This is a genomic window from Streptomyces sp. SAS_281, assembly GCF_052542855.1.
Window position 1 is genome coordinate 1 of record NZ_JBMNDO010000113.1, and the last position, 26,081, is coordinate 26,081.

The following is a 26,081-nucleotide window of genomic DNA, read 5'->3' on the forward strand; positions in this document are numbered from 1 at the left end:
GTCCCTCGCGGACCGCCCGTCCTTCGCGGGCGCGGACCGCCCGTCCCTCGCGGACCGCCCGCCGTTCGCGGGCGCGGACCGCCCGTCCCTCGCGGACCGCCCGTCCTTCGCGGGCGCGGACCGCCCGTCCCTCGCGGACCGCCCGTCCTTCGCGGGCGCGGACCGCCCGTCCCTCGCCGGCGCGGACCGCCCGTCGTTCGCGGGCGCGGACCGCCCGTCGTTCGCGGGCGCGGACCGCCCGTCCCTCGCCGGCGCGCGGAACGTTCTAACCTCGTTCCATGAGCAGGCCACCCACCTTCACCCCGCCCTCCTGCGCCCGTGCCCGTGCGCTGCCCACCGCGCGCGGGGACTTCGCCGTGCTGGACGCGGCGCCCGCCGGAACCCCGCGCGGCACCGCCCTGCTGGTGCCCGGGTACACCGGCAGCAAGGAGGACTTCATCGCGCTGCTGGAACCGCTCGCGGAGGCCGGCTACCGTGCCGTCGCCGTCGACGGGCGCGGGCAGTTCGAGAGCCCGGGGACGGACGACCTCCAGGAGTACGCGCAGGAGGAGCTGGCCCGGGACGTGCTCGCGCAGACGGCCGCGCTCGGTTCCGGCGAGGGCGCGGTGCATCTGCTGGGGCACTCGCTCGGGGGGCAGCTCTGCCGGGCCGCGGTCCTGCTGGACGCGGCGCCGTTCCGCTCGCTGACGCTGATGTCCTCGGGGCCCGCCGAGGTGGTCGAGGCGCAGCAGGTGAAGCTGAAGATCCTGGGCGACGCGCTGGCCACCATGACCATGAGCGCCGTGTGGGACGCGATGCGCGCCTTCGACCCGCCGGCCGAGGCGGAGACGGGCGGCGAGGACCTGCGGCGGCGCTGGCTGCGCCACCGCCCGGCCCAGCTGATCGCGACGGGCCGTCAGCTGGCCACCGAACCGGACCGGGTGGCCGATCTCGCCGCGACCGGGCTGCCGGTCCATGTCGTCTCCGGCGAGGTGGACGACGTCTGGCCGGTGCCGGTGCTGGACGGGATGGCGGTACGGCTCGGGGCGCGCCGGACCCGGATCGAGGGCGCCGAGCACTCCCCCAACACGGGCCGGCCGGAGGCGACCGCCGCCGCGCTCGCCTCCTTCTGGGACGGCCTGTAGGTCCCGCCCGGGTTTCCCGTACCGGCGGGTCTCAGTACTGGGACTGGAGGTGCTGCCAGAAGCCGTCGCGCAGCGCCCGCCGCAGCGGGGGGTGGCCGCGCAGCGAGCGCTGGAGGAGTCGTTCGGCCTCGTGCAGCAGGTCCTGGTCGACCGAACCCGGCAGGAAGGGGTGCCCGGGCAGCAGGTCGGCCAGGGATTCCCGGCCGCGCGCGGCGAGCCAGGCCGCCGCGATCTGCGCGCCGACGAAGTGGACGTCCTCGCGGGAGGGCACGGGGGCGTCGTCCTCGTACGTGGTGACGGGGCGTCTGGTCACGTAGGGACGGCAGAAGTCCAGGTCGAAGGTGCGCTGGCTGTCCACCTCCCAGAGCAGCGGCTCCGCCTGGTTGCGCCCCTCGCCCGCCTCGATGCCCCAGAGGTGGACGCGGGCGCCGTAGCCCTGCGCGGCCTCGACGGCCGAGACCAGGTCCTCGTCGCCGCCGACGAGCGCCGCGTCGCTGATGGCCCGGTGGCGGGCGAGCGATTCCAGGTCGGTGCGGATGAGGGAGTCGACGCCCTTCTGCTGGTTGTTGGCGTTGAGGTTGCCGAGTCTGACCTTGACGTCGGGGAGTTCGGCGATGGTCTGCTGCTCGGTGGTGTGGATGCGGCGCCTGGCCCCGTCGTACCAGTACACGCGCAGCAGCCGGCTGTCCGCGAAGATGGTGCGGGCCTTGTCGATGAACGCCTCGATCAGCCCTTCGGCGTCGAGGTCGAAGGAGCGCCGGTCCTCGGTGCCGGTGACGAGCAGCCCGGCGGCGGCGTAGACGTATCCCGCGTCCACGAAGATCGCGTGGGTCGACGGGGTCTTCGAGACCTCGGCGAGCACGCGTTCGAGCAGTGCGTTGGTGCGGTCCAGCCGCTCGCCGATCTCCGCGTCGTTCATGCGCGTCCCGTCGCGCCCGTACGCCTGATTACCAACGGGTATTTAGACATCCGAAAAATTTCCTTAGCGTAGGGAATGATTGCAGGGGGCAAGTCGTTGTACCCGGTGTGGGGCGCTCGACAGACATGCCTGGCGCTCCTCATCCTTGCGGACGGGACACCGTCCTCCCAGTAGTTCTCCAGCAGGAGGATCAGACGAAGGGAAGCCCTATGCGCTTCGAGATCATGCGACTCGACGATGTCGACGGTACCGCCGTGGACAGCACTGTCGTGGACGCCGCCTCCGTCAAGCGGATCGTGCAGCAGGCCGCGGCCACGGGCCAGCGCATCTACATCCGCCCGGCCGAAAGTCCGGCTTCGTAACACCTTGCCGATGTGAGTTGCCGTCGTAACGAAGACGAAGCGCCCCCGCACGGAACGACCGTGCGGGGCCGCTGTTGCGTCCGGACCCCGGTCAGCCGCCCCGGATGACCTGGGTGACGCCGTTGATGATCTGCTGCACGGCGATGGCGGACAGCATCATGCCGGCCAGCCTGGTCACGAGCACGACGCCGCCGTCCTTGATGACGCGGATGATCAGCAGCGAGTAGCGCATGGTCAGCCAGAGCACGACGTGCATGACGAGGATCGCCGACCAGACCGAGACCTGGCTCGCCACGCTGTCGGCGTGCTGCACGGCGAGGATCACCGAGACGATCGCGCCGGGGCCGGCGAGCAGCGGCATGCCGAGCGGTACGAGCGCGACGTTGACGTCCTTGGTCTGCGTCGGCTCGTCGGTCTTGCCGGTGAGCAGGTCGAGCGCGATGAGCAGCAGGAGCAGCCCTCCGGCGATCATCAGCGCCGGCACGGAGACGTGCAGGTAGTCCAGGATCTGCTGGCCGAGCACGCCGAAGACGGCGATGACGCCGAAGGCGACGGCGACGGCCTGGAGCGCCATCCGGCGCTGCACCTTGGCGGGGCGGCCTGCGGTGAGGGCGAGGAAGATCGGGGTGATTCCGGGCGGATCCATAATCACAAAAAGGGTGAGAAAAAGGGATCCGAAGACAGCGACGTCGAACACAGGGGAGCCTTGTGGGGAGTGAGCGGGTGTGCGGCGGGTGGCCGCGAGGAAGAGGCGCACCCCCGGGCCGCCGGGCATGCCGGAGGGCGAACGGGGTGCGGTGAAGGGTTGAGCGGCGTACGCGGGCGGGGCCCGGGTGTTGTTACGCGGTGGCGGGTCCGCCGGCGCCCGGCACCGGGAAGGCTCCCGTGGCGCGCCGGGTGATCTCGCCGTAGATCTCGGGGTCGGTGGTGTACGCGCCGAGCTCCACGGTCTTGCGGCTGCCGTGGTAGTCGCTGGAGCCGGTCGTCAGCAGCCCGAGCTCGCGGGCCAGTGCGCGCAGCCGGGTCCGGGCCGGCTCGTCGTGGTCCATGTGGTCGACCTCGATGCCGTCGAGCCCGGCGGCGGCCAGCTCGGCGATCCGCGCCTCGGGCACCGTACGCCCGCGCTTGACGGCGGCCGGGTGGGCGAAGACGGTGACGCCGCCCGCGGCCTTGACGAGCCGGATCGCGTCGAAGGGGTCCAGCTCGTGCTTCTCCGCGTAGGCGCGCCCGCCGTCGCCGAGCCAGTCCGGCGTGAAGGCGTCGGAGACGGTCGGGACGACGCCCAGCTCGACGAGGGCGGTGGCGACGTGCGGCCGGCCGACGGAGCCGTCGCCGGCGATGCGGGCGACCTGCTCCCAGGTGACGGGGACGCCCAGCTCCTGGAGCTTGCGGACCATGGTCCGGGCGCGCGGCACCCGGTCGTCGCGCACCAGCTCGCGCTCGCGGGCGAACTCCGGCTCGTCCGGGTCGAAGAGGTACGCCAGCATGTGCAGGCCAACGCCGTCGACGCGGCAGGAGAGTTCGGCGCCCGTGACGAGGGTGAGCCCTTCCGGGAGCGCGGCGGCGGCCTCGGCGTGCCCGCGCACGGTGTCGTGGTCGGTGAGGGCGACGACGTCGAGGCCCGCGGCGGCGGCATTGCGCACCAGCTCGGCGGGCGTGTCCGTGCCGTCCGACGCGGTGGAGTGGGTGTGCAGATCGATGCGCACGACTCGTACTCCAGTGCTCGCGGCCGGACGGGGGGACGCTCAAGGATAACCGGCGCGCGTGCTTGATCCGCCCGCCGTCAGGGGCCCGTCAGCAGGCGGGGGGTGAGGGCGCCGCAGGGCACCAGGTCGACCTCTCCCCCGGCGTCGCGCAGGTCGGTGAGCACCAGCTCGTCGTACATGAGCAGTCCGGACTGCTCGGGCCACACGATGGCCCACAGCCACAGGCCGCGCGCCTCGCCCGCGAAGACGGCGCGGTCGGCGGGGGCGTGCCTGACATGCCAGAGGGGTGTGGGGCGCCCGGCGGCGAGCACCTTGGAGTCCGGGGGGCCGTCCACGCGCAGCAAGGGCCCGGGGTCCGGGCCGTCGATGCCGGCGTACCGCGCGCCGAGCCCGACGCCCAGCTCCTCGGCGACGAGCAGCAGCTCGCCCATGCCGCCGAGCGGTCCGGGTCCGGAGCAGGCGACGGCGGTGGCGCGTCCGCCGGTGCGGTCGTCGCCGGCACAGGCGACGCCGGTGAACAGCCAGCCGACCGGGAGCGGCCAGGGCATCCACACGGGGACCCGCGCCCGGTGCACCACCACGCCGAGCGCCTCGACGCTCGGCGGGACGACCGGCTGGAGCGGGTGGACGCTGCCGTGGACGTCGCACTGCCAGGTGTCGGCGAAGAGCCCGGGCGCCCTGACCCGGCCTCCGCACTTCGGGCAACTTGGTTCGCCCCTCATACCTTCCCACGGTCCTCTCCGGCCGTCGCCGCGTCAAGGACGACCACCCTTGCGCGCCGCGCACCCAGGCCCCTCTACCCCGCGCGCCCCGCGGTCACCGGGGCACCCCGGGGGAATTTAGATGTAACTTGCATTCATTAGCCTCTCTAACTTATTCTGTGCATAACGCATCGATCCAGTGGAGCCAGTGAGAGGAAGAGGCCCATGCCGTCAGAGGCAGTAACGGGAGAGGATCCGTTCAACCAGGAGCCGGTCAGCATCCTGCGCCAGCCGAAGGCCGTCTGGGCCACGGCGGGCGCTTCCGTCGTGGCGTTCATGGGGATCGGCCTGGTGGACCCGATCCTGCCGTCCATCGCCAAGGGCCTGGACGCGACGCCGAGCCAGGTGTCCCTGCTCTTCACCTCGTACTTCCTGATCACCGCCGTCGCGATGCTCGTGACCGGCTTCGTCTCCAGCCGCATCGGCGGCCGCAAGACCCTGCTGGCCGGGCTGGCGCTCGTGGTGGTCTTCGCCGCGCTCTCCGGCACCTCCTCGTCCGTCGGGGAGCTGGTCGGGTTCCGGGCCGGCTGGGGCCTGGGCAACGCGCTGTTCGTCTCGACCGCGCTCGCGGTGATCGTCGGCGCGGCGGCCGGCGGCAGCTCGGCTGCGATCCTGCTGTACGAGTCGGCGCTCGGCCTCGGCATGGCGTGCGGGCCACTGCTCGGCGCGCTGCTCGGGGACGCCAGCTGGCGCTACCCCTTCTTCGGGACGGCCGCGCTGATGGCGATCGGCTTCGTCTGCATCACGGCGTTCCTGAAGGAGCAGCCCAGGCCGGCCCGTAAGACGTCACTGCTCGACCCGGTCAAGGCGCTCGGCCACGGCGGGCTCGCCTCCGTCGCGGCGTCCGCGTTCTTCTACAACTACGCGTTCTTCACGATCCTGGCGTTCACCCCGTTCGTGCTGAACATGACGCCGTACAAGTCCGGTGCCGTCTTCTTCGCCTGGGGCCTGCTGCTCGCGGTGTTCTCGGTGCTCGTCGCGCCCCGGCTCCAGCAGCGGTTCGGCTCGCTCAAGGTGCTCGGCGCCTCGCTGGTGCTGCTCGCCGCCGACCTGGTGGTACTCGGCTACGGCAGCCACACCACGGCCATCGTCTGCACCATCGTGTCCGGCGCCCTGATCGGCATGAACAACACCGTGTACACCGAGCTGGCGCTCGGCGTCTCGGACGCGCCGCGCCCGGTGGCCAGCGCGGGCTACAACTTCGTCCGCTGGTTCGCCGCGGCCGCGGCGCCCTACCTGGCCCCGAAGATCGAGGAGTGGAGCAACATCCACATCCCGTTCGTGGTCGCCGCCGTCGCCTCGGTGATCGGTGCGGTCGTGGTCTGGGTACGGCGCTCCGCGCTGAGCCACGAGGCGGAGGAACTGGAGCCGAAGCACGCCACGGAGGACGGCGTCACGGTCTTCGCCAACTGAGGCCGTCAGTCCAGGTCCACGGAACGTCGCAGGGGATCGCGCAGGTCGGTCCCCTGCGACAGCCATTTCTCCTGGAGCTCCTGCGCACCCCGGACCCGCTTCCAGGCGGCCTCGTTCTGCGTCATCGGCAGCAAGGGCAGAAAGCGCACCGGATCCAGCGGCCCGCCCGTCTCCCGGCCGCCATCCCCCACGGAGCTGCCGCTCAGCACGGCTTCGTCCAGTTCCAGATCCTCCACCAGCCCCCCGCTCTCCGCGACGAGCACCGAGGTGAACGGCGCGCCCGGCCACAGCGGTTCGCCGACGTCCAGCGAGGCGCCGGGCGCCACGACCAGGCCTTCCACCTGGGGCGAGGCCGCGAGCACCGCGAGCTTGCGCAGCACCTGGTCGGTGTCGGCCAGACCGCCCCGTACCGACAGGACCAGTTCGGCGCGCGGACCCTTCAGCGGGTCGGCCACGACGGCCGTCGGGTCGGACATCGGCTGAGCGGACATGCCGAGCGTGGCGTACCGCACGATGTCTCCGTCGATGAACCGGAGCACCTCGATCCGGTCAGTCCCGAGAAACGTCACTGCCGCACGTGCGTCCGGTTCACCCAGGGCCGTCCGCAGACGTGCCTCGACCAGAGCAAGAATTTCTGCCATGCCGCGAGCATAGGTCGCGTATGGAACGGGCAAAGTAAGGGATTGGCCCTGTACCGGCTGCTAGCCTGGGGTGTCGGCCCGGGACAGCACGCTGAAGCGTCGCTCTCAAGTCCCGGCGCTACGTCATCCCCCACGGGGGACCGGCAGGAGGAGGTGGGGCTGCGGTGGATCCGAGTCGATCGTGCAGTACCAACCGCTCTTCCGCCGGACGCCCCTCCGTGTGATCTGACACCCGGTCGGGGCGCTGGCATGTCGCACGACGGAAGAGCACAGCCTTTCACCTGTCTGTAGCGAACGCCGTCATCGTGCCGCCGCGGTGCCGCCCGCTTTGCGGATGTGAGTCCACGTCCCCATTCCGGGCTGTTCCAGGCCCCCCGACGACGGCCCTCCGTGAAGGAGCCAGCCATGTCGATGATCCGTGACCTGCGCGCCGTCGTGCGCCCCTCCCTGCGCAAGAGCACCCCCCTGCACAACAGCTACGACAACACCCGCGACCCGTCCGCCTCCAGCGCCGTGGTCGACTGCGCGGTCTACCGCGACGGCCGCCGGCTCGCCGAGGTGGACGGCACCTGCCGCACCGCCCGCGAGGCGATGCTGCGGGTCCGGGAGCAGGGCGGCTTCGCCTGGATCGGGCTGCACGAGCCGACCGAGGAGGAATTCGCCGGCATCGCCCGGGAGTTCGGGCTGCACCCGCTGGCCGTGGAGGACGCGGTCCACGCCCACCAGCGCCCGAAGCTGGAGCGCTACGACGACACGCTGTTCACCGTCTTCAAGACCATCCACTACGTCGAGCACGCCGAACTGACCGCGACCAGCGAGGTCGTGGAGACCGGCGAGGTCATGTGCTTCACCGGCCGGGACTTCGTCATCACCGTGCGGCACGGCGGCCACGGCTCGCTGCGCGCCCTGCGCCACCGTCTGGAGGACGACCCCGAGCTGCTGGCCAAGGGCCCCTCCGCCGTGCTGCACTCCCTCGCCGACCACGTGGTCGACGGCTACATCGCGGTGGCGGGCGCGGTGCAGGACGACATCGACGAGGTGGAGATCGAGGTCTTCTCCACGCCGGACAAGGGAAGCGCGCGCGGCTCGGACGCCGGGCGGATCTACCAGCTCAAGCGCGAGGTGCTGGAGTTCAAGCGGGCCGTCTCCCCGCTGCTGCGCCCGATGCAGCTGTTGAGCGAACGGCCCATGCGGCTGATCGACCCCGACATCCAGAAGTACTTCCGGGACGTCGCCGACCACCTGGTGCGGGTCCAGGAAGAGGTCATCGGCTTCGACGAACTGCTGAACTCCATCCTCCAGGCCAACCTGGCGCAGGCGACCGTCGCGCAGAACGAGGACATGCGCAAGATCACGTCCTGGGCGGCGATCGTCGCCGTGCCGACGATGATCTGCGGGGTCTACGGCATGAACTTCAAGCACATGCCGGAACTGGGCTGGACGTACGGCTATCCGATGGTCATGGGCTTCATCGGCGTGGTCTGCTTCTCCATCCACCGCATGCTCAAGCGCAACGGCTGGCTCTGAGCGCCCCATTAAGCTCTCACCCATGACTGCTGCTGACACGCTGCTCGGGCCGGCCCTCGTCGAGGAGGCCACGAAGAAGTCGGGCCTCGTCTGGGTGCGCTCCACCGGCGCGGCCCGGGCGCTGTGGCACGTATGGCACGAGGGCGCCGCCCACCTCGTCGGCGACGGCCCCGGCGAGCAGCCGCTCCCGGCCGGGCTCACCGAGGGCGCCACCGCAGAGGTCACCGTCCGCAGCAAGGACAAGGGCGGCCGCGTCGTCGCCTGGTCCGCCTCGGTCACCGTGCTCGCCCCGCACTCCGAGGAGTGGGAGGCCGCCGTCGCCGAGCTGAAGGGCAAGCGGCTGAACGCGCCGGACGCGGAGCGGATGGTGGAGCGCTGGGCCCGCGAGTGCCGGGTCGTCCGGCTCACGCCCCTCGACGCGCGCACCGAGCTGCCCGAGACCTCCGGGGCGGCCGCGCCGCTGCCCACGACGGCGACGACCCGGCTGCCGGTCCCGGCGGGCCTGCCGCGCCTGCTGAAGCGCTCACTGCGCGCGTAGCGCGAGGCCCCTCAGGACGAGGTCTTCGGGAGCTGCTTGCCGTAGTCGACGGTCTCGTCCTTCGCGGGGGCCTTCAGCGTGAAGTCCTTGCCCCAGTCGGCGAGCGTGATCACGCCTCCGCCGCCGCCCCGGGCGAAGCGCAGCGGATACGGCTTGCCCTCCAGCGCCACGTCGAGCGCGCCGCCCGCGCCCTCGCCGCCCATGATCCGTACCGTGCGCACCCCGGCCACCTTGTCGCGGCCGCCCTTGGTGAGCTTGCCGTGCAGCGTGAGCATCCCGTCGAGCAGCACCTTCTTGTCGGTGAAGCCGCTCAGCTGCTTGTACGTGGGGTCGCCCTCGGGGACCTTGACGTACTTGTTCTCCAGCTTGCCGGCCGCCGCAGTGCCGCCCTCGCCGGTGTCCGCCTTGCCCTCGTCGTCGTGGCTCCAGAAACCGGCGTCGGCCTTGAGATAGAGCTCGTCACCGATTCGCAGCAGCGTGAAGGTGCTGTTCTTCGAGGTGACGGAGCCCGCGCCGCCCTTGTCCTTGAGCCGCATGTCGATCGTGTAGGTGCCGCCCTTGCTGACCAGCGTCCCGGCGAGCCGCACCGCGTCGGCGGAGTCCGCCGCGGTCTGCGCCCTCTTCTCGATCTCCGGCGCGGAGAGCTTGCCGACGCCGTTGGTCCCCTCGTCCGGGTCCTCGCCCCCGCACGCGGTCAGCGCCGCGGTCAGCCCCGCGCAGAGCGCGACGGCGAGGGATGCGTTCCGGCGGCGGGTCCGTACGGCCGGGGCGGAAGAGGTCACAGGCGCACTGCCTCTCGTATCCATGGTGGGGGGTGGCAGACGGCAGCGTACCCGGGTGGCCTACGCCATCGGACCCGGAGCCGTACGGACGGCCAGCCGGGGCGGTCCGCGACCGTACGGGCTAGCCTGATCACGTCATAACAGTGCAATAACTGTCGGAAGCGGGCGGCCGGAGGCCGTTCGTGGTGAGCGAGGAGGAGCGGGGATGACACCGGTGACGCCCCGGGTGTTCGTCTCGCACCTGTCCGGTGTGCCGGTCTTCGACCCCAACGGCGACCAGGTGGGGCGCGTCCGCGACCTGGTCGCGATGCTCCGTGTCGGCGGCCGGCCGCCCCGGCTGCTCGGCATGGTGGTCGAGGTGGTGAGCCGGCGGCGGATCTTCCTGCCGATGACCCGGGTGACGGGCGTGGAGTCGGGGCAGGTGATCACCACGGGCGTGGTCAACATGCGGCGCTTCGAGCAGCGGCCCACCGAACGCCTGGTGCTCGGCGAGTTCCTCGACCGCCGGGTGCGCCTGGTGGAGACGGACGAGGAGGTGACCGTCCTGGACGTGGCCATCCAGCAGCTGCCCGCCCGCCGGGACTGGGAGATCGACAAGTACTTCGTCCGCAAGGGCCGGGGCGGGGCGCTGCGCCGCAAGGGCGAGACCCTGACCGTCGAATGGTCGGCGGTGAAGGGTTTCTCGCTGGAGGAGCACGGGCAGGGCGCCGAGTCCCTGGTGGCCACGTTCGAGAAGCTGCGCCCCGCCGACGTCGCCAACGCGTTGCACCACCTGACCCCGAAGCGCCGGGCGGAGGTCGCCGCGGCGCTGGACGACGACCGGCTCGCCGACGTCCTGGAGGAGCTGCCCGAGGACGACCAGGTCGAGATCATCGGCAAGCTCCAGGAGGAGCGCGCGGCGGACGTCCTGGAGGCGATGGACCCGGACGACGCGGCCGACCTGCTCTCCGAGCTGCCCGAGGAGGACAAGGAGCGGCTGCTGACGCTGATGCGCCCGGGCGACGCGGCGGACGTACGGCGGCTGATGTCGTACGAGGAACGCACCGCGGGCGGCCTCATGACGACGGAGCCGGTCATCCTGCGCCCGGACGCCACGGTCGCCGACGCGCTCGCCCGGGTGCGCCAGTCCGACCTGTCACCGGCGCTCGCCGCGCAGGTGTACGTGTGCCGGTCGCCGGACGAGACGCCGACGGGCAAGTACCTGGGCACGGTGCACTTCCAGCGACTGCTGCGCGACCCGCCGTTCACCCTGGTCAGCTCGCTCCTGGACAGCGACCTGGTGCCGCTGCCGCCGGACACCCCGCTGTCGGTGGTGACCAGCTATCTGGCCGCGTACAACCTGGTGTCGGTGCCGGTGGTGGACGAGAGCGGTTCGCTGCTGGGCGCGGTGACCGTGGACGACGTGCTGGACCACCTGCTGCCGGAGGACTGGCGGGAGAGGGACTTCCTCAGCCGCGAGGGGGTGCTCCGTGACCGGTGACGACCGCGCCCGCGCGTCGAACGGCTCGACGGCGCTGACCCGTACGCCGAGGAACCGGCTCGACCAGCCGAAGGCGCCGCGCCGGCGGCTGCTTCCGGAGTACGACCCCGAGGCGTTCGGCCGGTTCTCGGAGCGCATCGCGCGCTTCCTGGGCACCGGCCGGTTCATCGTCTGGATGACGCTGATCATCATCGTGTGGGTGGCGTGGAACATCTTCGCGCCCGAGCACCTGAGGTTCGACCAGTACCCGTTCATCTTCCTGACCCTGATGCTGTCGCTCCAGGCGTCGTACGCGGCTCCGCTGATCCTGCTCGCGCAGAACAGGCAGGACGACCGGGACCGGGTCACGCACGAGCAGGACCGGAAGCAGAACGAGCGCTCCATCGCCGACACCGAGTACCTGACCAGGGAGATCGCGGCGCTACGGATGGGCCTCGGCGAGGTCGCCACCCGGGACTGGATCCGCTCCGAGCTGGAGGACCTGGTGAAGGACCTGGACGACCGCCGGGCGCTGCTGTCGGCCGAGAGTGACGAAGACCGCTGACGGGGCTACCCACGCGTAGCGAGCGGCGCCGTACCATCGTCCGTATGGCTACGGAAGACGCGGTGCTTGAGGCACTGGCGACAGTGAACGACCCCGAGATCCACCGTCCGATCACCGAGCTGGGCATGGTGAAATCGGTCGACATCGATCCTGACGGTGTGGTCGCTGTCACGGTGTACCTCACCGTCTCCGGCTGTCCGATGCGCGAGACGATCACCCGGAACGTGACCGACGCGGTGGCCGGTGTCGAGGGCGTCTCGCGGGTCGACGTCACCCTCGACGTGATGAGCGACGAGCAGCGCAAGGACCTCGCCGCCTCGCTGCGCGGCGGCACGGCGGAGCGCGAGGTGCCGTTCGCGAAGCCCGGCTCGCTGACCCGGGTGTACGCGGTCGCCTCCGGCAAGGGCGGCGTCGGCAAGTCCTCGGTGACGGTGAACCTGGCCGCGGCGATGGCGGCGGACGGGCTGAAGGTCGGCGTCGTGGACGCGGACATCTACGGTCACAGCGTTCCCCGGATGCTCGGCGTGGACGGCAGGCCGACCCAGGTCGAGAACATGATCATGCCGCCGTCCTCGCACGGCGTGAAGGTCATCTCCATCGGCATGTTCACCCCGGGCAACGCCCCGGTGGTGTGGCGCGGCCCGATGCTGCACCGCGCGCTCCAGCAGTTCCTGGCCGATGTCTTCTGGGGCGACCTGGACGTCCTGCTGCTCGACCTGCCGCCGGGCACCGGCGACATCGCGATCTCGGTGGCCCAGCTGGTGCCGAACGCGGAGATCCTGGTCGTCACGACCCCGCAGCAGGCCGCCGCCGAGGTGGCCGAGCGGGCCGGTTCGATCGCCGTGCAGACCCACCAGAAGATCGTCGGCGTCGTCGAGAACATGTCGGGCATGCCGTGCCCGCACTGCGACGAGATGGTCGACGTCTTCGGCTCGGGCGGCGGCGCGAAGGTCGCCGAGGGCCTGACGAAGACGATCGGCGCCGAGGTGCCGGTGCTGGGTGCGATCCCGATCGACGTACGGCTGCGCGAGGGCGGCGACGAGGGCAAGCCCGTCGTGCTCTCCGACCCCGACTCCCCCGCCGGCAAGGCGCTGCGCACCATCGCGGGCAAGCTGAGCGGCCGTCAGCGCGGCCTGTCGGGCATGTCGCTGGGGATCACCCCGCGCAACAAGTTCTGACGCGCGCACGGACACGGGGAAGGCCGCGGGGCCCGAGGGTCCCGGCCTTCCCCGTTGTCGTGTGCGTCAGGCGTACGCCTGGATGTCCTTGACCACCGAGAAGCCCAGCCCGTACGCGCTCATCCCGCGCCCGTAGGCGCCGATGTGCACCCCGCCCGGCGCGGAGCCGGCCAGCACCCAGCCGAACTCGGACTCGCGGTAGTGGAAGGGGACCGGGACGCCGTCGACCGGCAGGGAGAGCGCCGACCAGGCGGGGCCCTCCAGATCGTCGGCGAGCTCGAACGCGGTCTCCGTCTGCTGGTCCAGCCAGTCGTCGCGCAGGGTGTGGTCGAGCTGCGGGGGCCAGGTGCAGGACAGCAGCCCGGAGCCGGCCAGCCAGGCCGCGGAGGACACCGTCGTCGCCTCCAGGACCCCGGTGCCGTCACCACTGCGCCGTACGGGGCTGCTGGCGACGGTCACCACCACAGCGAACCGCTGCTTGTCGGCGCCCGAGTCGCCCCGGACCAGCGGTTCGTCGCCGTGTCCGATGGAGCCGTGCTGCACCTCGCCGTCGGCGGCGGTGCCCAGCGGCATCAGCCGGCGCGGGCCGGTGAACGCCTCGTCCAGCGCGTACCAGGGGAACGGGGCCTTCAGGTAGCCGTCGACCACCATGAGCCGGGCCGCCGGTACCGCCTCCACCGTGTCCGGCGCGTCCTGTGCGCCCACCCGACTCGTCGTCTCCATCAGCCCGGCCGCCTCCTCGATCCTCAGGGTCCGGAGCGGCCCGCCCCCCGCGGGCGTCCTCACAACCGGACAGATGGAGGATAGCCATACCGTCCGGAGGACCCGGGATTGGCAGCCCTCAGGTGGCGTCCGCGTCGAACGGCGGCGGAGTGTCCTTCGGCGGCTGCTCGCCCTTCTTGAGCAGGTCCGGAGCGCCCTTCGAGCCGTTCGCCGCCGTGACCGAGGCACCGCCCGACACGCCGGTCTTCGCCTCGACGGACGCGGTGCCGCGCCCGTTCACCGCGTCGGTGACCTCGGTGATCTCCTTGCGCAGGTCGAAGCTCTCGCGGATCTCCTTCAGCCCCAGGTCGTCGTTGCCGTCCATGAGCTGCTTGCGGACGAACGTCTTGGGGTTGAGGTCCTCGAACTCGAAGTCCTTGAACTCCGGGCCCAGCTCCGTGCGGATGTCCTCCTTGGCGCTCTCCGAGAACTCACGGATCTTGCGGATGAAGCGGGAGGCGTCCTGGATGACCTTGGGGAGCTTTTCCGGGCCGAAGACGAGCACGCCGAGGATCGCGAGCGCCAGCAGCTCGAGTGCACCTATGTCGTTGAACACCTTGCGGCTCCTCGTCTTCTCCGCGACCAGCTCGGATGAGGTCCGGACATCCAACACGGTACCCGGCGAATCTGTCCGGACGGTAGCTTCCCGTGGCCGTCACGTGCCGGTTGCCGAGCCCAGCGTCAAAGTTATGGACAGGTCTTTACCACCGCGGGTCACGGTCAGCTCCAGCCGGTCGCCCGGCCGGTGCGAGCGGATCTTGACGATGAGCTCCTCGCCGCTGTGCACCCGCTTGCCGTCCACCTCGGTGATGACGTCGTCCGCCTCGATGCCGGCCTTGTCGGCCGGGCCGCCCGCCGTGACGGGCGAGGAGCCCTGCTTGCTCCCGCCGACCTTCGCCCCGTCACCGTTGTACTTCATGTCGAGCGTGACGCCGATCACCGGGTGGGTCGCCTTGCCGGTGTTGATCAGTTCCTCGGCGACCTGCTTGCCCTGGTTGATCGGGATGGCGAAGCCGAGGCCGATGGACCCGGCCTGCCCGCCCTCGCCGGCCGAGCTGCTGTCGGCGGCACGGATGGCGCTGTTGATGCCGATGACATGGGCGTCGGTGTCGACCAGCGGGCCGCCGGAGTTGCCCGGGTTGATCGGGGCGTCGGTCTGGAGCGCGTTGACGTAGCTGACGTCGCTGCCGTCGCCCTTCTCGCCGCCCGCGGTGATCGGGCGGTCCTTGGCGCTGATGATGCCGGAGGTGACGGTGTTGGACAGGTCGAACGGCGCGCCGATGGCCACGACCGGGTCGCCGACGCGGACGTTGTCGGAGTTGCCCAGCGGGAGCGGCTTCAGTCCGGATACGCCGCTCACCTTCACCACGGCCAGGTCGTAACCGCTGTCCTTGCCGACGACCTCGGCGGTCGCGGTCTCGCCCCCGCTGAACGTGACGGTGATCTCGCCGGACGAACCGGCCGGGGCGACCACGTGGTTGTTGGTGAGGATGTGGCCCCGGTCGTCGAGGACGAAGCCGGTGCCGGTGCCGGCCTCGGTGGCGCCGCTGACGTGCAGGGTGACCACGCTGGGCAGGGCGCTGGCCGCGATACCGGCCACGCTGTCCGGGGCGCGCCCGCCGCCGTCCCGCTCGTCCTGGGGCAGCTCGATGCTGGTGAGGCCGCCGTTGCGTTCTATGTACGCGCCTATGCCGCCGCCGATGCCGCCCGCGACCAGGGCGAGGAGCAGCGCGCCGATCAGCAGCGCGCCGCGCCGGTTCTTCCGCCGGCCGTCGGGGAGCGGGGGACCTGGCTGGGTGACGAGGGGCTGCCGGGGCGCACCCCAGGGGTCGTAGCTCTGCCACTGCGGGGCCGGCGCGTGCGCGGCTTCCTGCGGGTGCGGGGACGGCGCGTGCGGGGCTTCCTGCGGGTGCTGGGGCGGTGCCGGGGGCGGGAAGGTCCGGGTCGCGGTGTGGTCCGGTGCGACGGATATCCCCGCGCCGTTCGTCCCCGCGTACGGCGGGGGTACGGGGGTGCCGTGCGCGGGCGTCGGACGCTGTACGGGAGGGGCGGGCGCCCACGGTCCGGGGCCGCCGTAGGGCGGGGTGCCGTACGGGTCGGGCTCGTGCAGCGGCTGCCCGGCGCGGCGGGCGGTGTCGTGGGCCTCGGGGGATGTCGGGGGCTCGGCCGCCACCGGCACCGCGACGGCGTCCGGGGCGTCGCCCGGAGCCGGGGCCTCGCCCGGAGCCGGTGCCTCGCCCGAAGCCGGGGCCGGGGCCGGGGTCTGCGGATCCGGCACCGCGTCCTCGACGGGAGGCTCCGGTTGCGCGGCGCTCCCCGGTGTGGGCCGGCTCCACCACTTCGCCCCGGGCTCGGCCGGCTTCCCGTCGTCCATGTTCTCCCCGAACTGCCGCAACCGGCCCTCCGCACGCCCCGCCGGGGCGTCCCTCCCGAAAATCCTGCCGGAATTCAACCAGGTTTGGGCCGGGGCTGCGCAGCCCGTACGGGGTGCGGGATCAGCGGCGGGGCGAGAGGGGCAGCCCGTGGCCGGCGGAAGCCGGTTTCGCGGCGGCGGAGGCGGGCGGCAGGGAGGGCTGCGGGGTGGCCTGCGGGGTGGGGGTGGGCGGGAAGGGGTCGAGCCCGCCGCCCAGGGTGCGGCCCCGCAGCGAACCGGCCCCGCCGGGGCTTGTCGCGGACGTGTCGGAGCGGAGACCCAGCCCGTACGGATTGCCGGAGAGACGGCCGGAGCCCAGCAGCGACGGAGCGGCGAACCCCGCCGAGACCGTGTTCACCGCGAGGGAGACCGAGCGGCCCGCCTGGCCGGACGCGGAGCGCGTGCCCAGGCCCACCCCGTTCCGCCGGCCGGAGAGCAGGGCTCCGCCGGTCCGTGCGTCGGACCCGGCCGGGACCACGCTGTTGCCCGGGCCGGAGGCGCGGGTCGGGGTCTCGCCGGTGCTCGTCGGGAGGGCGCCGCCGAGCGCGATGGCCGCCAGCGAGACGGCGCTGGCGGCGGCGAAGGCGAAGCGGCGGCCCCGCCACGGGGAGCGGTCGCCCTCGCGCCCCACCTCGTGGATGCGGAAGCCCGCACCGGCCGGAGGCAGCGCCGTGGCCCCGCCGTGGACTGCGGGGAGGTAGCCGAAGCCGTCCACGGGGGCGGTGGTGAGGTCTGCCCGGCCGCCCGGTGGGCGCGTCCCCGGGAAGAGCCCGTCACCGAACCGCCCGGAGGCGCCCTCGGGTCTTCCCTGCCGGTCGTCGTCACCCCCGGGGGGTCCGCCCGGAAGCCCCTGGAGACGGGCCAGGAAGCCTTCGGAGGGCGAGGGCTGGGCGGCCTGCGCGAACACGTCCTTCAGGCGGCGCTGGGCTGCCGCCTCGGCCGCGCATTTGGCGCAGGTCGCGAGATGGGCGAGCACCCGGTCGCGGGCGTCGTGCTTCAGCTCGCCGTCGACGAGCGCGGCGAGGCGGTCCCCCAGGTGTTGTTCCGCGGGGGTCGGATCCGTACCACTCACGCCGTGCCGCCCTCCCCGGCCAGGAAGACACCCGCGCCCGCGAGCGAGCGCTGCTCGGCGCGCGCCTCGGGCGAGCGGTGCCGCAGCGCCTTGCGCAGGTGGGAGCGTCCGCGGTGGATGCGGCTGCGCACGGTGCCCAGCTTCACGCCGAGCGTCGCCGCGATCTCCTCGTACGAAAGGCCCTCGATGTCGCAGAGGACGACGGCGGCCCGGAATTCGGGCGCGAGGGTGTCCAGCGCCTGCTGGACGTCGGCGTCGAAGTGGGTGTCGTTGAAGACCTGCTGGGGCGACGGCTCACGGCTGGGCAGCCGCTCGGCGGCGTCGTCCCCGAGGGAGTCGAAGCGGATGCGCTGCTTGCGGCGGACCATGTCCAGGAAGAGATTGGTCGTGATCCGGTGCAGCCAGCCCTCGAAGGTGCCGGGCGTGTAGGTCGACAGCGAACGGAAGACACGGACGAAGACCTCCTGCGTGAGGTCCTCCGCGTCGTGCTGGTTTCCCGTCAGCCGGTAGGCAAGGCGGTAGACGCGGCCGCTGTGCGTGCTGACGATCTCTTCCCATGTGGGCGGGGTCCACGCCTGGGATTCCGCATCGGAGGCGAAGGTCGCGGTCGGTGCGGAGTCTTTGGAAGAACGGTCAGCAATGTCGGTCACGGATTTCGGCTCACCCGCCGACCTGAGAAAGCGCCGCAGCACTCCTCCCCGATCCACAGGCGCAGCCGCACCTCCCCTATCGGCTCTGGTGGTGTCCAGTCGAGCCCCTACCATAACCACCTCGCCCGTTAGCTCCGGATAAGCCTTTTTCCCAGCTGGGGCCGGGGATGTCCCCGGAAGCTCACCCGTGCCACGGACCCGACCGGCGGGCCTCGTTCCCGGGCTTCTCCCCACCTTTGGACAACGCCCGGTCCCATCTGCGGGTTCCCGGGTCCAGCGGATACAGTCACCGTTGCGCCAACTAAGGGGACAGGAGAGGGCCATCACCGCCAACCGGCAGACGAGCTGGGCGTTCGCCGACGCCTTTGTCGCCGAGGACGAAGCACTGCGCTGGGCCCGGGACCGGGCCCGCGAGGCAGGGCTCCGCTCGGTCTCGCCAGGCACCGGGGCCGCCCTGCGCCTGCTCGCTGCCACCACGGACGCCAAGGCCGTCGCGGAAATCGGTACCGGCACCGGCGTGTCCGGCATCTATCTGCTGCACGGGATGCGGCCGGACGGGGTGCTGACCACGGTCGACCCGGAGCCCGAGCGCCAGCAGTTCGCCCGGGAGGCGTTCCGCGCCGCGGGCTTCGCGGCCAACCGGTCCCGCTTCATCCCCGGGCGCGCCCTGGATGTGCTCCCCCGCCTCGCGGACGGCGGCTACGACCTCGTGTTCTGCGACGGCGACCGCATGGAGAGCCTGGACTGTCTCGCTGAATCGTTGCGCCTGCTGCGACCTGGGGGGCTCGTCTGCTTCGAGGGCGTCTTCGCGGACGGCCGTACGGTCGACTCGGCCGCCCAGCCCGCGGAGGTGCTGCGCGTGCGGGAGCTGCTGCGCGCGGTCCGCGAGAGCCAGGAGCTGATGGCGACGCTGCTGCCGGTGGGCGACGGTCTGCTCTGCGCGGTCCGGCGCGGCTGAGGCGTACGCGCGCCCGCCCCGTGACCGTACCGGCTCCGGACGCACCGCTGCCCCGGCACGGGAACCATGCCGGGGCAGCGGTGAAGTTATGAGCGTCTGCTCAGCCGACGACCTGCTTGAGGGCGTCGCCGAGGGCATCGGCCTCGTCCGGCGTCAGCTCCACGACAAGCCGACCGCCGCCTTCGAGCGGAACTCGCATGACGATGCCCCGCCCCTCCTTTGTCACCTCGAGCGGGCCGTCGCCCGTCCGCGGCTTCATGGCCGCCATGCTCGTTCCCCTTCCTGAAACCAGCTCATCGCAACCGGCGGCCCCATGACAGGCGCTGCCTCACCGGCATCGAACACAGTGCTTCCACGCCATTATCCCGCATCACCGGCCTTGATGACCAACATCGCTCTGCATCTCTTGGGCAACGCGCTCACTCAAAACCACCCAATTCGGGGACCTCACTGGGATACTCCGGCCCCTTGGGCCCCTCCGCAGCGCGGAAATGTTTGACGCAGGTCACATATCCGCCTTCGGCGAAGTCGGCCATGCTTGCGTGGAGACGCAGGTGAACGACACACAAAGGGGACCCCTCACATGGCCGATCACAACGACGTGGTGCGGTACGACATCAGCGACGGACTCGCGACGATCACGATCGACCGCCCCGGCGCGATGAACGCCATGAACACCGCCGCCAAGGTCGCCCTCCGCGACGCCCTGCGGTCCGCCGCCGCCGACAGCGGCGTACGTGCGGTGCTGCTCACGGCGGCCGGGGAACGAGCCTTCTGCGTGGGGCAGGACCTCAAGGAGCACCTGTCCAAGCTCGCGGAGACCGAGGCGGCGGGCGAGGGCAACGCGCTCAGCACGGTGCAGGAGCACTACAACCCCATCGTGCGGGCGCTCACCGAGATGCCGAAGCCGGTCGTGGCCGGGATCAACGGCGCCGCCGCCGGCGCGGGCTTCGGCTTCGCGCTCGCCTGCGACTACCGGGTGGCCGCCGACACCGCCTCCTTCAACACCTCGTTCGCCGGGGTCGCCCTCACCGCCGACTCGGGCGTCTCCTGGACGCTGCCCCGGCTCATCGGCCAGAGCCGCGCCGCCGACCTGCTGCTCTTCCCGCGCTCCATCTCCGCGCGGGACGCCCACGAGCTGGGCATCGTCAACAAGCTGGTGCCCGCCGCCGAACTGGCCGCCGAGGCGGCCGCCGTGGCCCGTGCCCTGGCCGACGGGCCGACCGTCGCCTACGCGGCGATCAAGGAGTCGCTCGCCTTCGGCGCCGGTCACACCCTGGCCGAGGCTCTGGAGAAGGAGGACGAGCTCCAGACGAAGGCGGGCGTGTCCGAGGACCACGGGATCGCGGTGCGGGCGTTCCTCGCGAAGGAGAAGCCGAAGTATCTGGGGCGGTAGGGCGGGTGTCAGGCCGGGGTGGGGCGGGAGACGCAGTCGGCGAGGTGGTCGTCCACCAGGCCGCACGCCTGCATCAGGGCGTAGGCCGTGGTCGGTCCGATGAACCGCAGCCCCCGCTTCTTCAGCTCCTTGGCCAGGGCCGTGGATTCGGGGGTGACCGCCGGTACGTCCCCGAGGGTCTTCGGGGCCGGGCGGCTCAGCGGGTCGGGGGCGTACGACCAGATCAGGCCGTCCAGCTCACCGGTGCCCCAGCCGGCCAGCACCCGGGCGTTGGCCATGGTCGCGTCGACCTTCGCGCGGTTGCGGATGATGCCCTCGTCGGCCAGCAGCCGCTCCCGGTCCGCCTCGGTGAACTCCGCGACCGCCGGGATGCTGAACCCGGCGAACGCGCTGCGGAAGCCCTCGCGGCGGCGCAGGATCGTCAGCCAGGAGAGACCCGACTGGAACGCCTCCAGGCACAGCCGCTCGAACAACGCGTCGTCGCCGTGGACCGGGCGGCCCCACTCCGTGTCGTGGTACCAGAGGTAGTCCTCGGTGGACAGGCCCCAGGGGCAGCGCAGTCCGCCGTCCGCCGCCGCCACGGCCCCGCCGGTCATCGGCCGGGCTCCTCGTCGCGGGCCGGCGGCTCGTCCGCCGGCCCGGCGGTCCCGGGCGGCTGCCAGGGGCGCGGCGGCCGGTCCTGTCCGCCCTTGAGGAGGTCGGGGCCGCCCGTCCGGGTCGCCTGCGCGCCGGCCAGCGCCGACTCCAGCTCCGCGATCCGCGCGTCCCGCTCGGCGAGCTCGGCGCCGAGCCGGCCGAGCGCGTCGTCCACGTCCGGCATCCGGTAGCCCCGGAGGCCGACGGGGAGCCGCAGCGCCTCGACGTCCGCGCGGCCGACCGGGCGCGACGCGGGCAGCGGGTCCGTCAGCTGTTCGGGCGCCACGTCCTGCAGGACGGCGCTTCTGCCTCCACCGACCACCGCGAGGGTGACCGCGGCAACCACCACCACCATCGCCAGCAGCAAGAACAAGAACACGCGTATCTCCCCGGGAGCGGAATTCGTCCGGGTCCGATCGTGCCATGCGGCACTGACGGTTAGTGTCGGCTGTTGGCCTCGGCGGTTTCCGCCTGGGCGGATTCACAGGAAGGGACACGGATGGCAAGCGGTGTGCTCCGGCTGGGGCGGCGTGAATTCGGGGAGCACGAGCAGGTGGTCATGGCGATCGTGAACCGCACCCCGGACTCCTTCTACGACCGGGGCGCCACCTTCCAGGACGAGCCGGCCCTTGCCCGGGTCGAGCGGGCCGTGGCCGACGGTGCGGCGATCATCGACATCGGTGGCGTCAAGGCCGGTCCCGGCGAGGAGGTCACCGCCGAGGAGGAGGTCCGCCGCACGGTCGGGTTCGTCGCCGAGGTGCGCCGGCTCCACCCGGACGTGGTCATCAGCGTCGACACCTGGCGCCACGAGGTCGGCGAGGCGGTCTGCGAGGCGGGGGCGGATCTGCTGAACGACGCGTGGGGCGGCGTGGACCCGAAGCTCGCGGAGGTCGCCGCGCGGTACGGGGCGGGGCTCGTGTGCACGCACGCCGGAGGGGCGGAGCCGCGGACCCGGCCGCACCGGGTGGGGTACGAGGACGTGCTGGCCGACATCCTGCGGGTGACCGTGGGGCTGGCCGAGCGGGCCGTGTCCCTGGGGGTCCGGCCCGACGGGATCATGATCGACCCCGGTCACGACTTCGGGAAGAACACCCGCCACTCGCTGGAGGCGACGCGCCGGCTCGGCGAGATGGCGGAGACGGGATGGCCGGTGCTGGTCTCGCTCTCCAACAAGGACTTCGTGGGCGAGACGCTGGACCGGCCCGTGAAGGAGCGGTTGCTGGGGACGCTGGCGACGACCGCGGTGTCCGCGTGGCTGGGGGCGCGGGTGTACCGGGTGCACGAGGTGGCCGAGACGCGGGACGTCCTGGACATGGTGGCGTCGATCGCGGGGTGGCGGTCGCCGGCGGTCGCGCGGAGGGGGCTGGCGTAGGGGCGCGTCGGCGGGGTGCGTCGGGCCTGTCTTCCTGCCCGCCCCTCGAAACCGGGGCGCCGCCCCGCGCCCCGCGCCTCGAACGCCGTCGGGGCGGCGATTGAGCCCCTCCGGCGCGTGAGGAGCGGGGGTGCGGGGCAGCGCCCCCGCAACACCTCAGCGCCCCACTTCCTTCGTCACCAGCGCCACCGCCTCGTCCACGTCGTCCGTGACGTGGAACAGCAGAAGGTCCTTCTCCGACGCCTTGCCCTGGGCCACCACCGTGTCGCGGAGCCAGTCCACCAGGCCGCCCCAGTAGGCCGTGCCGAAGAGGACGATCGGGAAGCGGGTGACCTTGCCCGTCTGGACGAGGGTCAGTGCCTCGAAGAGCTCGTCCAGGGTGCCAAGGCCACCGGGCAGGACGACGAAGCCCTGGGCGTACTTGACGAACATCGTCTTGCGGACGAAGAAGTAGCGGAAGTTGACGCCGATGTCGACGTGCGGGTTCAGCCCGGACTCGAAGGGCAGCTCGATGCCGAGGCCGACCGAGATGCCGCTCGCCTCGCGCGCGCCCCGGTTCGCCGCCTCCATCGCGCCCGGGCCGCCCCCGGTGATGACCGCGAAGCCCGCGTCGACCAGCGCTCTGCCGATCCGTACGCCCGCCTCGTATTCCGGGGCACCGGCGGGTGTGCGGGCCGAGCCGAAGACGCTGATGGCGCTCGGCAGTTCGGCGAGCGCGCCGAAGCCCTCGACGAACTCCGACTGGATGCGCATCACCCGCCACGGGTCGGTGTGCACCCACTCGGAGTCGTCCTCGGAATCCAGCAGCCGCTGATCGGTCGTGCCGGGCTGCACCTGGTCCCTGCGGCGCAGTACGGGGCCGAGGCGCTGTTCCTCGGGCCGTACGGCGCCCTCGGGGATCTCCGCACCCTCGGGAATGCGCGCATCCTCGCGGTTGCCCATGACCTGCTCCCTCCGCCGACGTCGGGGGCGCCCTGCGACGCCTCCGTCTCCCGCCAGCGTAGATCGCCACGGGTTACGGACAGGGGAATCCGGGAGGTCAGGTCGTGGGTCAGGCGGTGAGCCAGGAACGCAGGCGGTCCTCGCAGTGGGTGATGCGCTCGACCTTGACGTGCTCGTCGCGCTTGTGGGCGAGGACCGGGTCGCCGGGGCCGTAGTTGACCGCGGGGACGCCGAGGGGGCCGAAGCGGGCCACGTCCGTCCAGCCGAACTTGGGCCGGGCGACGCCGCCGACCGCGTCCATGAACGCCTTGGCCGCCGGGTGGGAGAGGCCGGGCATGGCCGCGCCGGAGTGGTCGTCCACCGTGAACTCCGCGACGCCGCAGTCCGCGAAGACCTCGCGGACGTGGGCCAGGGCCTCTTCCTGGCCGAGGTCGGGGGCGTAACGGTAGTTGACGACCACCGTGCAGGCGTCGGGGATGACGTTGTTGGCGACGCCGCCCTCGATGCGTACGGCGTTCAGGCCCTCGTGGTACTCCAGGCCGTCGATCACCGGCCGCCGGGGCTCGTACGCGGCGAGGCGGGCGAGGACCGGGGCGGCGGCGTGGATGGCGTTGGACCCCATCCAGCTGCGCGCGGAGTGCGCCCGCTCGCCCTCCAGGTGGAGGAAGACCCGCAGGGTGCCCTGGCAGCCGCCCTCGACCTCGCCGTTCGAGCCCTCCAGCAGGATGGCGAAGTCGCCCTTCAGCCAGTCCGGGTGGGCGTCGGCGATCCGGCCGAGGCCGTTGAGGTGGGCGGCGACCTCCTCCTGGTCGTAGAAGACGAAGGTGAGGTCGCGGTTCGGCTCCGGCACGGTGGCGGCGATGCGCAGCTGGACGGCGACTCCGGACTTCATGTCGGAGGTGCCGCAGCCCCAGAGGAGGCCGTCCGCGTCGAGCCGCGAGGGCACGTTGTCGGCGATCGGCACGGTGTCGATGTGCCCGGCCAGGATGACGCGTTCGGAACGGCCGAGATTCGTCATGGCCACGACGTTGTTCCCGTACCGCTCGACGGTCAGGTGCGGCAGTGTGCGCAGTGCCGTCTCGATGGCGTCGGCGAGGTCCTTCTCCTCCCCGCTGACCGAGGGGAAGTCCACGAGCGCGGCGGTGAGGGCGGGCCCGTCCAGGGTGAGGTCAAGCATGCTTTCGGCCATGGCTACGACCCTAGCGCCTGTCGTACGGTGGCCCCGTGACCAGGACCGATTCCGCCGCTCCCCGGCGCCCCGGCCGCAGCCGTCGGCTGCGGGTCGCGGCCGCGTTCGGCGTGCTCGCGGCGCTGGCCGGTTATCTGACGGTTCAGTACGTTTCGGGCGGACGCGGGTCCGACCAGTGCACGGTGCGGTCGGCGGACGGTTCGTACCGGCTGACGCCCGAGCAGGCCGCGAACGCCGCGACGATCTCCGCGGTCGGCACCCGGCGCGGAATGCCGGAGCGCGCGGTGACCATCGCGCTGGCCACGGCGTTGCAGGAGTCCGCGCTGCACAACCTCGACCACGGCGACCGGGACTCGCTCGGGCTGTTCCAGCAGCGGCCCTCGCAGGGCTGGGGAACCGCACGGCAGGTCATGGACCCGGTGTACGCGGCCGGGAAGTTCTACCAGCACCTGGCCGAGGTGCCGGGCTATTCGCGGCTGCCGCTGACCGAGGCCGCGCAGCGCGTCCAGCGCAGCGGTTTCCCGCAGGCGTACGCGAAGCACGAGCCGGACGCGGCGGTGCTGGCCGCCGCGCTGACCGGCCGCACACCGGCCGCGCTGGACTGCGAGCCACCGCGGACCACCGCCGGCACGGGCGACGCGACGAAGGTGCGGGCGGCCCTGGTGGACACCTTCGGCAGGGGCGTGCTGCCGGCCGGCACCGGCACGGCGGGCCCCTCCTCCTCGGGCGCGCTCACGGTCCCGGTGCGGGCGGACCGCCGCGCGGACCGGGACGGCGTACCGCAGCGCGGCTGGGAGCTGGCGCACTGGGCCGTGGCGCAGTCCGAGGCGCTGGGCATCGACCAGGTCGCGTACGGGGGCCGGGTCTGGGCGGCCGGCTCCGGCTGGCACACGGAACGCGAAGCGTCGCGGCGCGAGGCGTCGGACACGGACGAGGTGCGGCTGCGGCTCGTGCGCTGAGGGCGCTTCGGGGTGCCCGCCCACGCGTGCGGGCCGTCACCCGCACGGGGGTACCGTCGTGCGCCCCGGGCGCCCCGTGGGCGGCGGCTCGGCGACCGCCTCGACGGCTCCCGTACCCCTTGCCGCGCAAGGGCAGTGACGCTTCACCGCCCACCGCGCGACGCACCGTTTGCCCGGGTTCTTCCGCTGAGGATTATCCGACGCATTGCCCAGTCTTTACGTCCCCGCACCGCAACCTCACCCGCCCCTACGACGGTTGTCAGGGCGTCCGGCTCACGGACAGCCCGAATTCCCCTCCCGTCGAAGGAGCATCATGTCCCTCCCCCTGACCCGTCGGATCGCCCGTACCGCGCTGCTGATCGCGGCGGGTGCGGCCCCCGTGGTCGGTGCGGCCGGTGCCGCGGGTGCCGCGGAGCTCCCGCAGGCCCCGGACCTCGGCGGCCTCACCAGCGTCGAGGGTTCCGGTCTCGGCAAGACGGTCGAAGGCGCCGCCAAGCCGGCCTCGGGCGCCGCGGCCGAGACGGGCGGCAAGCTCGTCGGCACCGCGCTGCCGGTGGCGGGCAAGACGCTCACCGACGTCGGCGGCAAGGCCGCCCCCGCCGCGAAGAAGGTCTCCGGCGCCACCAAGGGCGGGGCCACCGGCACCGTCTCCAAGGCGGCCAAGGGCGGCCTGCCCACCGACGCGCTCACCAAGGGTCTGCCGCTCGGCTGACACCCGCCCACGCGTGAGGGGCCCCCGGAAGCACGAGCTTCCGGG

General features: G+C 72.3%; 29 protein-coding genes. 13 read left to right on the plus strand and 16 right to left on the minus strand.

The genetic code is table 11. The features are described from left to right. Positions 1-278 precede the first annotated feature (278 nt). Positions 279-1,124, plus strand: a complete 846-nt coding sequence (locus ACN6LM_RS30605) for an alpha/beta fold hydrolase (protein ID WP_445068645.1) — start codon at positions 279-281, stop codon at positions 1,122-1,124. 31 nt (positions 1,125-1,155) lie between these two features. Here the strand turns inward: ACN6LM_RS30605 and ACN6LM_RS30610 are convergent, their stop codons facing one another. Beyond that, positions 1,156-2,043: an NYN domain-containing protein gene (locus ACN6LM_RS30610; RefSeq protein ID WP_445068646.1), complete on the minus strand. Its 888-nt coding sequence runs from the start codon at positions 2,041-2,043 to the stop codon at positions 1,156-1,158. A gap of 209 nt (positions 2,044-2,252) precedes the next feature. Here ACN6LM_RS30610 and ACN6LM_RS30615 point away from each other — a divergent pair, with 209 nt between their 5' ends. Further along, entirely contained in the window at positions 2,253-2,405 is a 153-nt protein-coding gene (locus tag ACN6LM_RS30615; protein WP_018105503.1) for a hypothetical protein, read from the plus strand. 91 nt (positions 2,406-2,496) lie between these two features. Here the strand turns inward: ACN6LM_RS30615 and ACN6LM_RS30620 are convergent, their stop codons facing one another. The 3 genes from ACN6LM_RS30620 to ACN6LM_RS30630 form a co-directional block, all read right to left on the minus strand. Further along, the gene (locus ACN6LM_RS30620; RefSeq protein WP_164404204.1) at positions 2,497-3,102 is read right to left on the minus strand and encodes a MarC family protein; all 606 of its coding nucleotides are present in this window, start codon (positions 3,100-3,102) and stop codon (positions 2,497-2,499) included. Between the two features lie 142 nt (positions 3,103-3,244). Next, on the minus strand, positions 3,245-4,111 hold the full coding sequence (locus ACN6LM_RS30625) for a PHP domain-containing protein (protein ID WP_445068647.1): 867 nt from the start codon (positions 4,109-4,111) through the stop codon (positions 3,245-3,247). 77 nt (positions 4,112-4,188) lie between these two features. Further along, positions 4,189-4,833: a DUF6758 family protein gene (locus tag ACN6LM_RS30630; protein ID WP_445068649.1), complete on the minus strand. Its 645-nt coding sequence runs from the start codon at positions 4,831-4,833 to the stop codon at positions 4,189-4,191. 204 nt (positions 4,834-5,037) lie between these two features. Between ACN6LM_RS30630 and ACN6LM_RS30635 the strand changes: the two genes are divergently transcribed. Next, positions 5,038-6,285 (plus strand): MFS transporter, encoded by a 1,248-nt coding sequence (locus ACN6LM_RS30635; protein WP_164404207.1) that lies wholly within the window; start codon positions 5,038-5,040, stop codon positions 6,283-6,285. A gap of 5 nt (positions 6,286-6,290) precedes the next feature. On the opposite strand, the gene ACN6LM_RS30640 is transcribed toward ACN6LM_RS30635, so the two are convergent. After that, positions 6,291-6,926 carry a suppressor of fused domain protein gene (locus ACN6LM_RS30640; RefSeq protein ID WP_445068650.1) on the minus strand — a complete coding sequence of 212 codons (636 nt, stop codon included), beginning with the start codon at positions 6,924-6,926 and terminating at the stop codon, positions 6,291-6,293. 405 nt (positions 6,927-7,331) lie between these two features. Here ACN6LM_RS30640 and ACN6LM_RS30645 point away from each other — a divergent pair, with 405 nt between their 5' ends. Together ACN6LM_RS30645 and ACN6LM_RS30650 are read left to right on the plus strand one after the other, a co-directional pair. Continuing rightward, on the plus strand, positions 7,332-8,453 hold the full coding sequence (locus ACN6LM_RS30645) for a magnesium and cobalt transport protein CorA (RefSeq protein ID WP_445068651.1): 1,122 nt from the start codon (positions 7,332-7,334) through the stop codon (positions 8,451-8,453). Positions 8,454-8,475: 22 nt separating this feature from the next. After that, positions 8,476-8,991, plus strand: coding sequence for a hypothetical protein (locus ACN6LM_RS30650; protein WP_445068653.1), 516 nt, complete (start codon positions 8,476-8,478; stop codon positions 8,989-8,991). 11 nt (positions 8,992-9,002) lie between these two features. Here ACN6LM_RS30650 and ACN6LM_RS30655 read toward each other — a convergent pair whose 3' ends face one another. Next, positions 9,003-9,773, minus strand: coding sequence for a hypothetical protein (locus ACN6LM_RS30655; RefSeq protein ID WP_445068654.1), 771 nt, complete (start codon positions 9,771-9,773; stop codon positions 9,003-9,005). A 205-nt stretch (positions 9,774-9,978) separates the two neighbouring features. Here ACN6LM_RS30655 and ACN6LM_RS30660 point away from each other — a divergent pair, with 205 nt between their 5' ends. From ACN6LM_RS30660 to ACN6LM_RS30670, 3 genes are read left to right on the plus strand one after another with little or no spacing between them, the layout of a single operon-like run. Beyond that, on the plus strand, positions 9,979-11,253 hold the full coding sequence (locus ACN6LM_RS30660; protein ID WP_445068655.1) for a magnesium transporter MgtE N-terminal domain-containing protein: 1,275 nt from the start codon (positions 9,979-9,981) through the stop codon (positions 11,251-11,253). Continuing rightward, the gene (locus ACN6LM_RS30665) at positions 11,243-11,797 is read left to right on the plus strand and encodes a DUF1003 domain-containing protein (RefSeq protein WP_018105493.1); all 555 of its coding nucleotides are present in this window, start codon (positions 11,243-11,245) and stop codon (positions 11,795-11,797) included. Before ACN6LM_RS30660 ends, ACN6LM_RS30665 begins: the two co-directional genes overlap by 11 nt. A 44-nt stretch (positions 11,798-11,841) precedes the next feature. After that, positions 11,842-12,975, plus strand: coding sequence for an Mrp/NBP35 family ATP-binding protein (locus ACN6LM_RS30670; protein ID WP_445068657.1), 1,134 nt, complete (start codon positions 11,842-11,844; stop codon positions 12,973-12,975). 66 nt (positions 12,976-13,041) lie between these two features. On the opposite strand, the gene ACN6LM_RS30675 is transcribed toward ACN6LM_RS30670, so the two are convergent. The 5 genes from ACN6LM_RS30675 to sigE all read right to left on the minus strand — a co-directional run bounded on the left by ACN6LM_RS30675 (position 13,042) and on the right by sigE (position 17,986). Then, positions 13,042-13,698, minus strand: a complete 657-nt coding sequence (locus ACN6LM_RS30675; protein ID WP_445068658.1) for a hypothetical protein — start codon at positions 13,696-13,698, stop codon at positions 13,042-13,044. Between the two features lie 118 nt (positions 13,699-13,816). Continuing rightward, a complete protein-coding gene (locus ACN6LM_RS30680; protein WP_445068660.1) occupies positions 13,817-14,293 on the minus strand; it encodes a sec-independent translocase in 477 nt (158 codons plus the stop codon). Between the two features lie 99 nt (positions 14,294-14,392). Continuing rightward, positions 14,393-16,111, minus strand: a complete 1,719-nt coding sequence (locus ACN6LM_RS30685) for a trypsin-like peptidase domain-containing protein (protein WP_445068662.1) — start codon at positions 16,109-16,111, stop codon at positions 14,393-14,395. A 121-nt stretch (positions 16,112-16,232) separates the two neighbouring features. Then, a complete protein-coding gene (locus ACN6LM_RS30690) occupies positions 16,233-17,222 on the minus strand; it encodes a zf-HC2 domain-containing protein (RefSeq protein ID WP_445068664.1) in 990 nt (329 codons plus the stop codon). After that, positions 17,219-17,986, minus strand: a complete 768-nt coding sequence (sigE, locus tag ACN6LM_RS30695) for an RNA polymerase sigma factor SigE (RefSeq protein WP_445068665.1) — start codon at positions 17,984-17,986, stop codon at positions 17,219-17,221. The genes ACN6LM_RS30690 and sigE overlap by 4 nt, the downstream gene beginning before the upstream one ends. Positions 17,987-18,164: 178 nt before the next feature. On the opposite strand from sigE, the gene ACN6LM_RS30700 reads away from it, so the two are divergent. Further along, positions 18,165-18,830, plus strand: a complete 666-nt coding sequence (locus ACN6LM_RS30700) for an O-methyltransferase (protein WP_164399550.1) — start codon at positions 18,165-18,167, stop codon at positions 18,828-18,830. Between the two features lie 100 nt (positions 18,831-18,930). Here the strand turns inward: ACN6LM_RS30700 and ACN6LM_RS30705 are convergent, their stop codons facing one another. Next, a complete protein-coding gene (locus ACN6LM_RS30705; RefSeq protein WP_018105485.1) occupies positions 18,931-19,098 on the minus strand; it encodes a DUF3117 domain-containing protein in 168 nt (55 codons plus the stop codon). 315 nt (positions 19,099-19,413) lie between these two features. Between ACN6LM_RS30705 and chcB the strand changes: the two genes are divergently transcribed. Then, positions 19,414-20,226 carry a 2-cyclohexenylcarbonyl CoA isomerase gene (gene chcB / locus ACN6LM_RS30710; protein WP_445068667.1) on the plus strand — a complete coding sequence of 271 codons (813 nt, stop codon included), beginning with the start codon at positions 19,414-19,416 and terminating at the stop codon, positions 20,224-20,226. Positions 20,227-20,234: 8 nt separating this feature from the next. Here chcB and ACN6LM_RS30715 read toward each other — a convergent pair whose 3' ends face one another. After that, on the minus strand, positions 20,235-20,822 hold the full coding sequence (locus ACN6LM_RS30715; RefSeq protein ID WP_445068669.1) for a DNA-3-methyladenine glycosylase I: 588 nt from the start codon (positions 20,820-20,822) through the stop codon (positions 20,235-20,237). After that, on the minus strand, positions 20,819-21,241 hold the full coding sequence (locus tag ACN6LM_RS30720) for a hypothetical protein (protein ID WP_445068671.1): 423 nt from the start codon (positions 21,239-21,241) through the stop codon (positions 20,819-20,821). The genes ACN6LM_RS30715 and ACN6LM_RS30720 overlap by 4 nt, the downstream gene beginning before the upstream one ends. Positions 21,242-21,373: 132 nt before the next feature. Between ACN6LM_RS30720 and folP the strand changes: the two genes are divergently transcribed. Next, entirely contained in the window at positions 21,374-22,234 is an 861-nt protein-coding gene (gene folP, locus ACN6LM_RS30725; RefSeq protein WP_445068677.1) for a dihydropteroate synthase, read from the plus strand. Between the two features lie 156 nt (positions 22,235-22,390). Here folP and ACN6LM_RS30730 read toward each other — a convergent pair whose 3' ends face one another. Both ACN6LM_RS30730 and dapE read right to left on the minus strand, forming a co-directional pair. After that, the gene (locus ACN6LM_RS30730) at positions 22,391-23,176 is read right to left on the minus strand and encodes an LOG family protein (protein ID WP_361031807.1); all 786 of its coding nucleotides are present in this window, start codon (positions 23,174-23,176) and stop codon (positions 22,391-22,393) included. Between the two features lie 109 nt (positions 23,177-23,285). Beyond that, positions 23,286-24,365 (minus strand): succinyl-diaminopimelate desuccinylase, encoded by a 1,080-nt coding sequence (gene dapE / locus ACN6LM_RS30735; RefSeq protein ID WP_445068673.1) that lies wholly within the window; start codon positions 24,363-24,365, stop codon positions 23,286-23,288. A gap of 35 nt (positions 24,366-24,400) precedes the next feature. Between dapE and ACN6LM_RS30740 the strand changes: the two genes are divergently transcribed. Both ACN6LM_RS30740 and ACN6LM_RS30745 read left to right on the plus strand, forming a co-directional pair. Continuing rightward, complete coding sequence (locus ACN6LM_RS30740) at positions 24,401-25,324, plus strand: hypothetical protein (protein WP_445068674.1); 924 nt, start codon at positions 24,401-24,403, stop codon at positions 25,322-25,324. Positions 25,325-25,637: 313 nt separating this feature from the next. After that, a complete protein-coding gene (locus tag ACN6LM_RS30745; RefSeq protein WP_445068676.1) occupies positions 25,638-26,036 on the plus strand; it encodes an ATP-binding protein in 399 nt (132 codons plus the stop codon). Positions 26,037-26,081 lie beyond the last annotated feature (45 nt).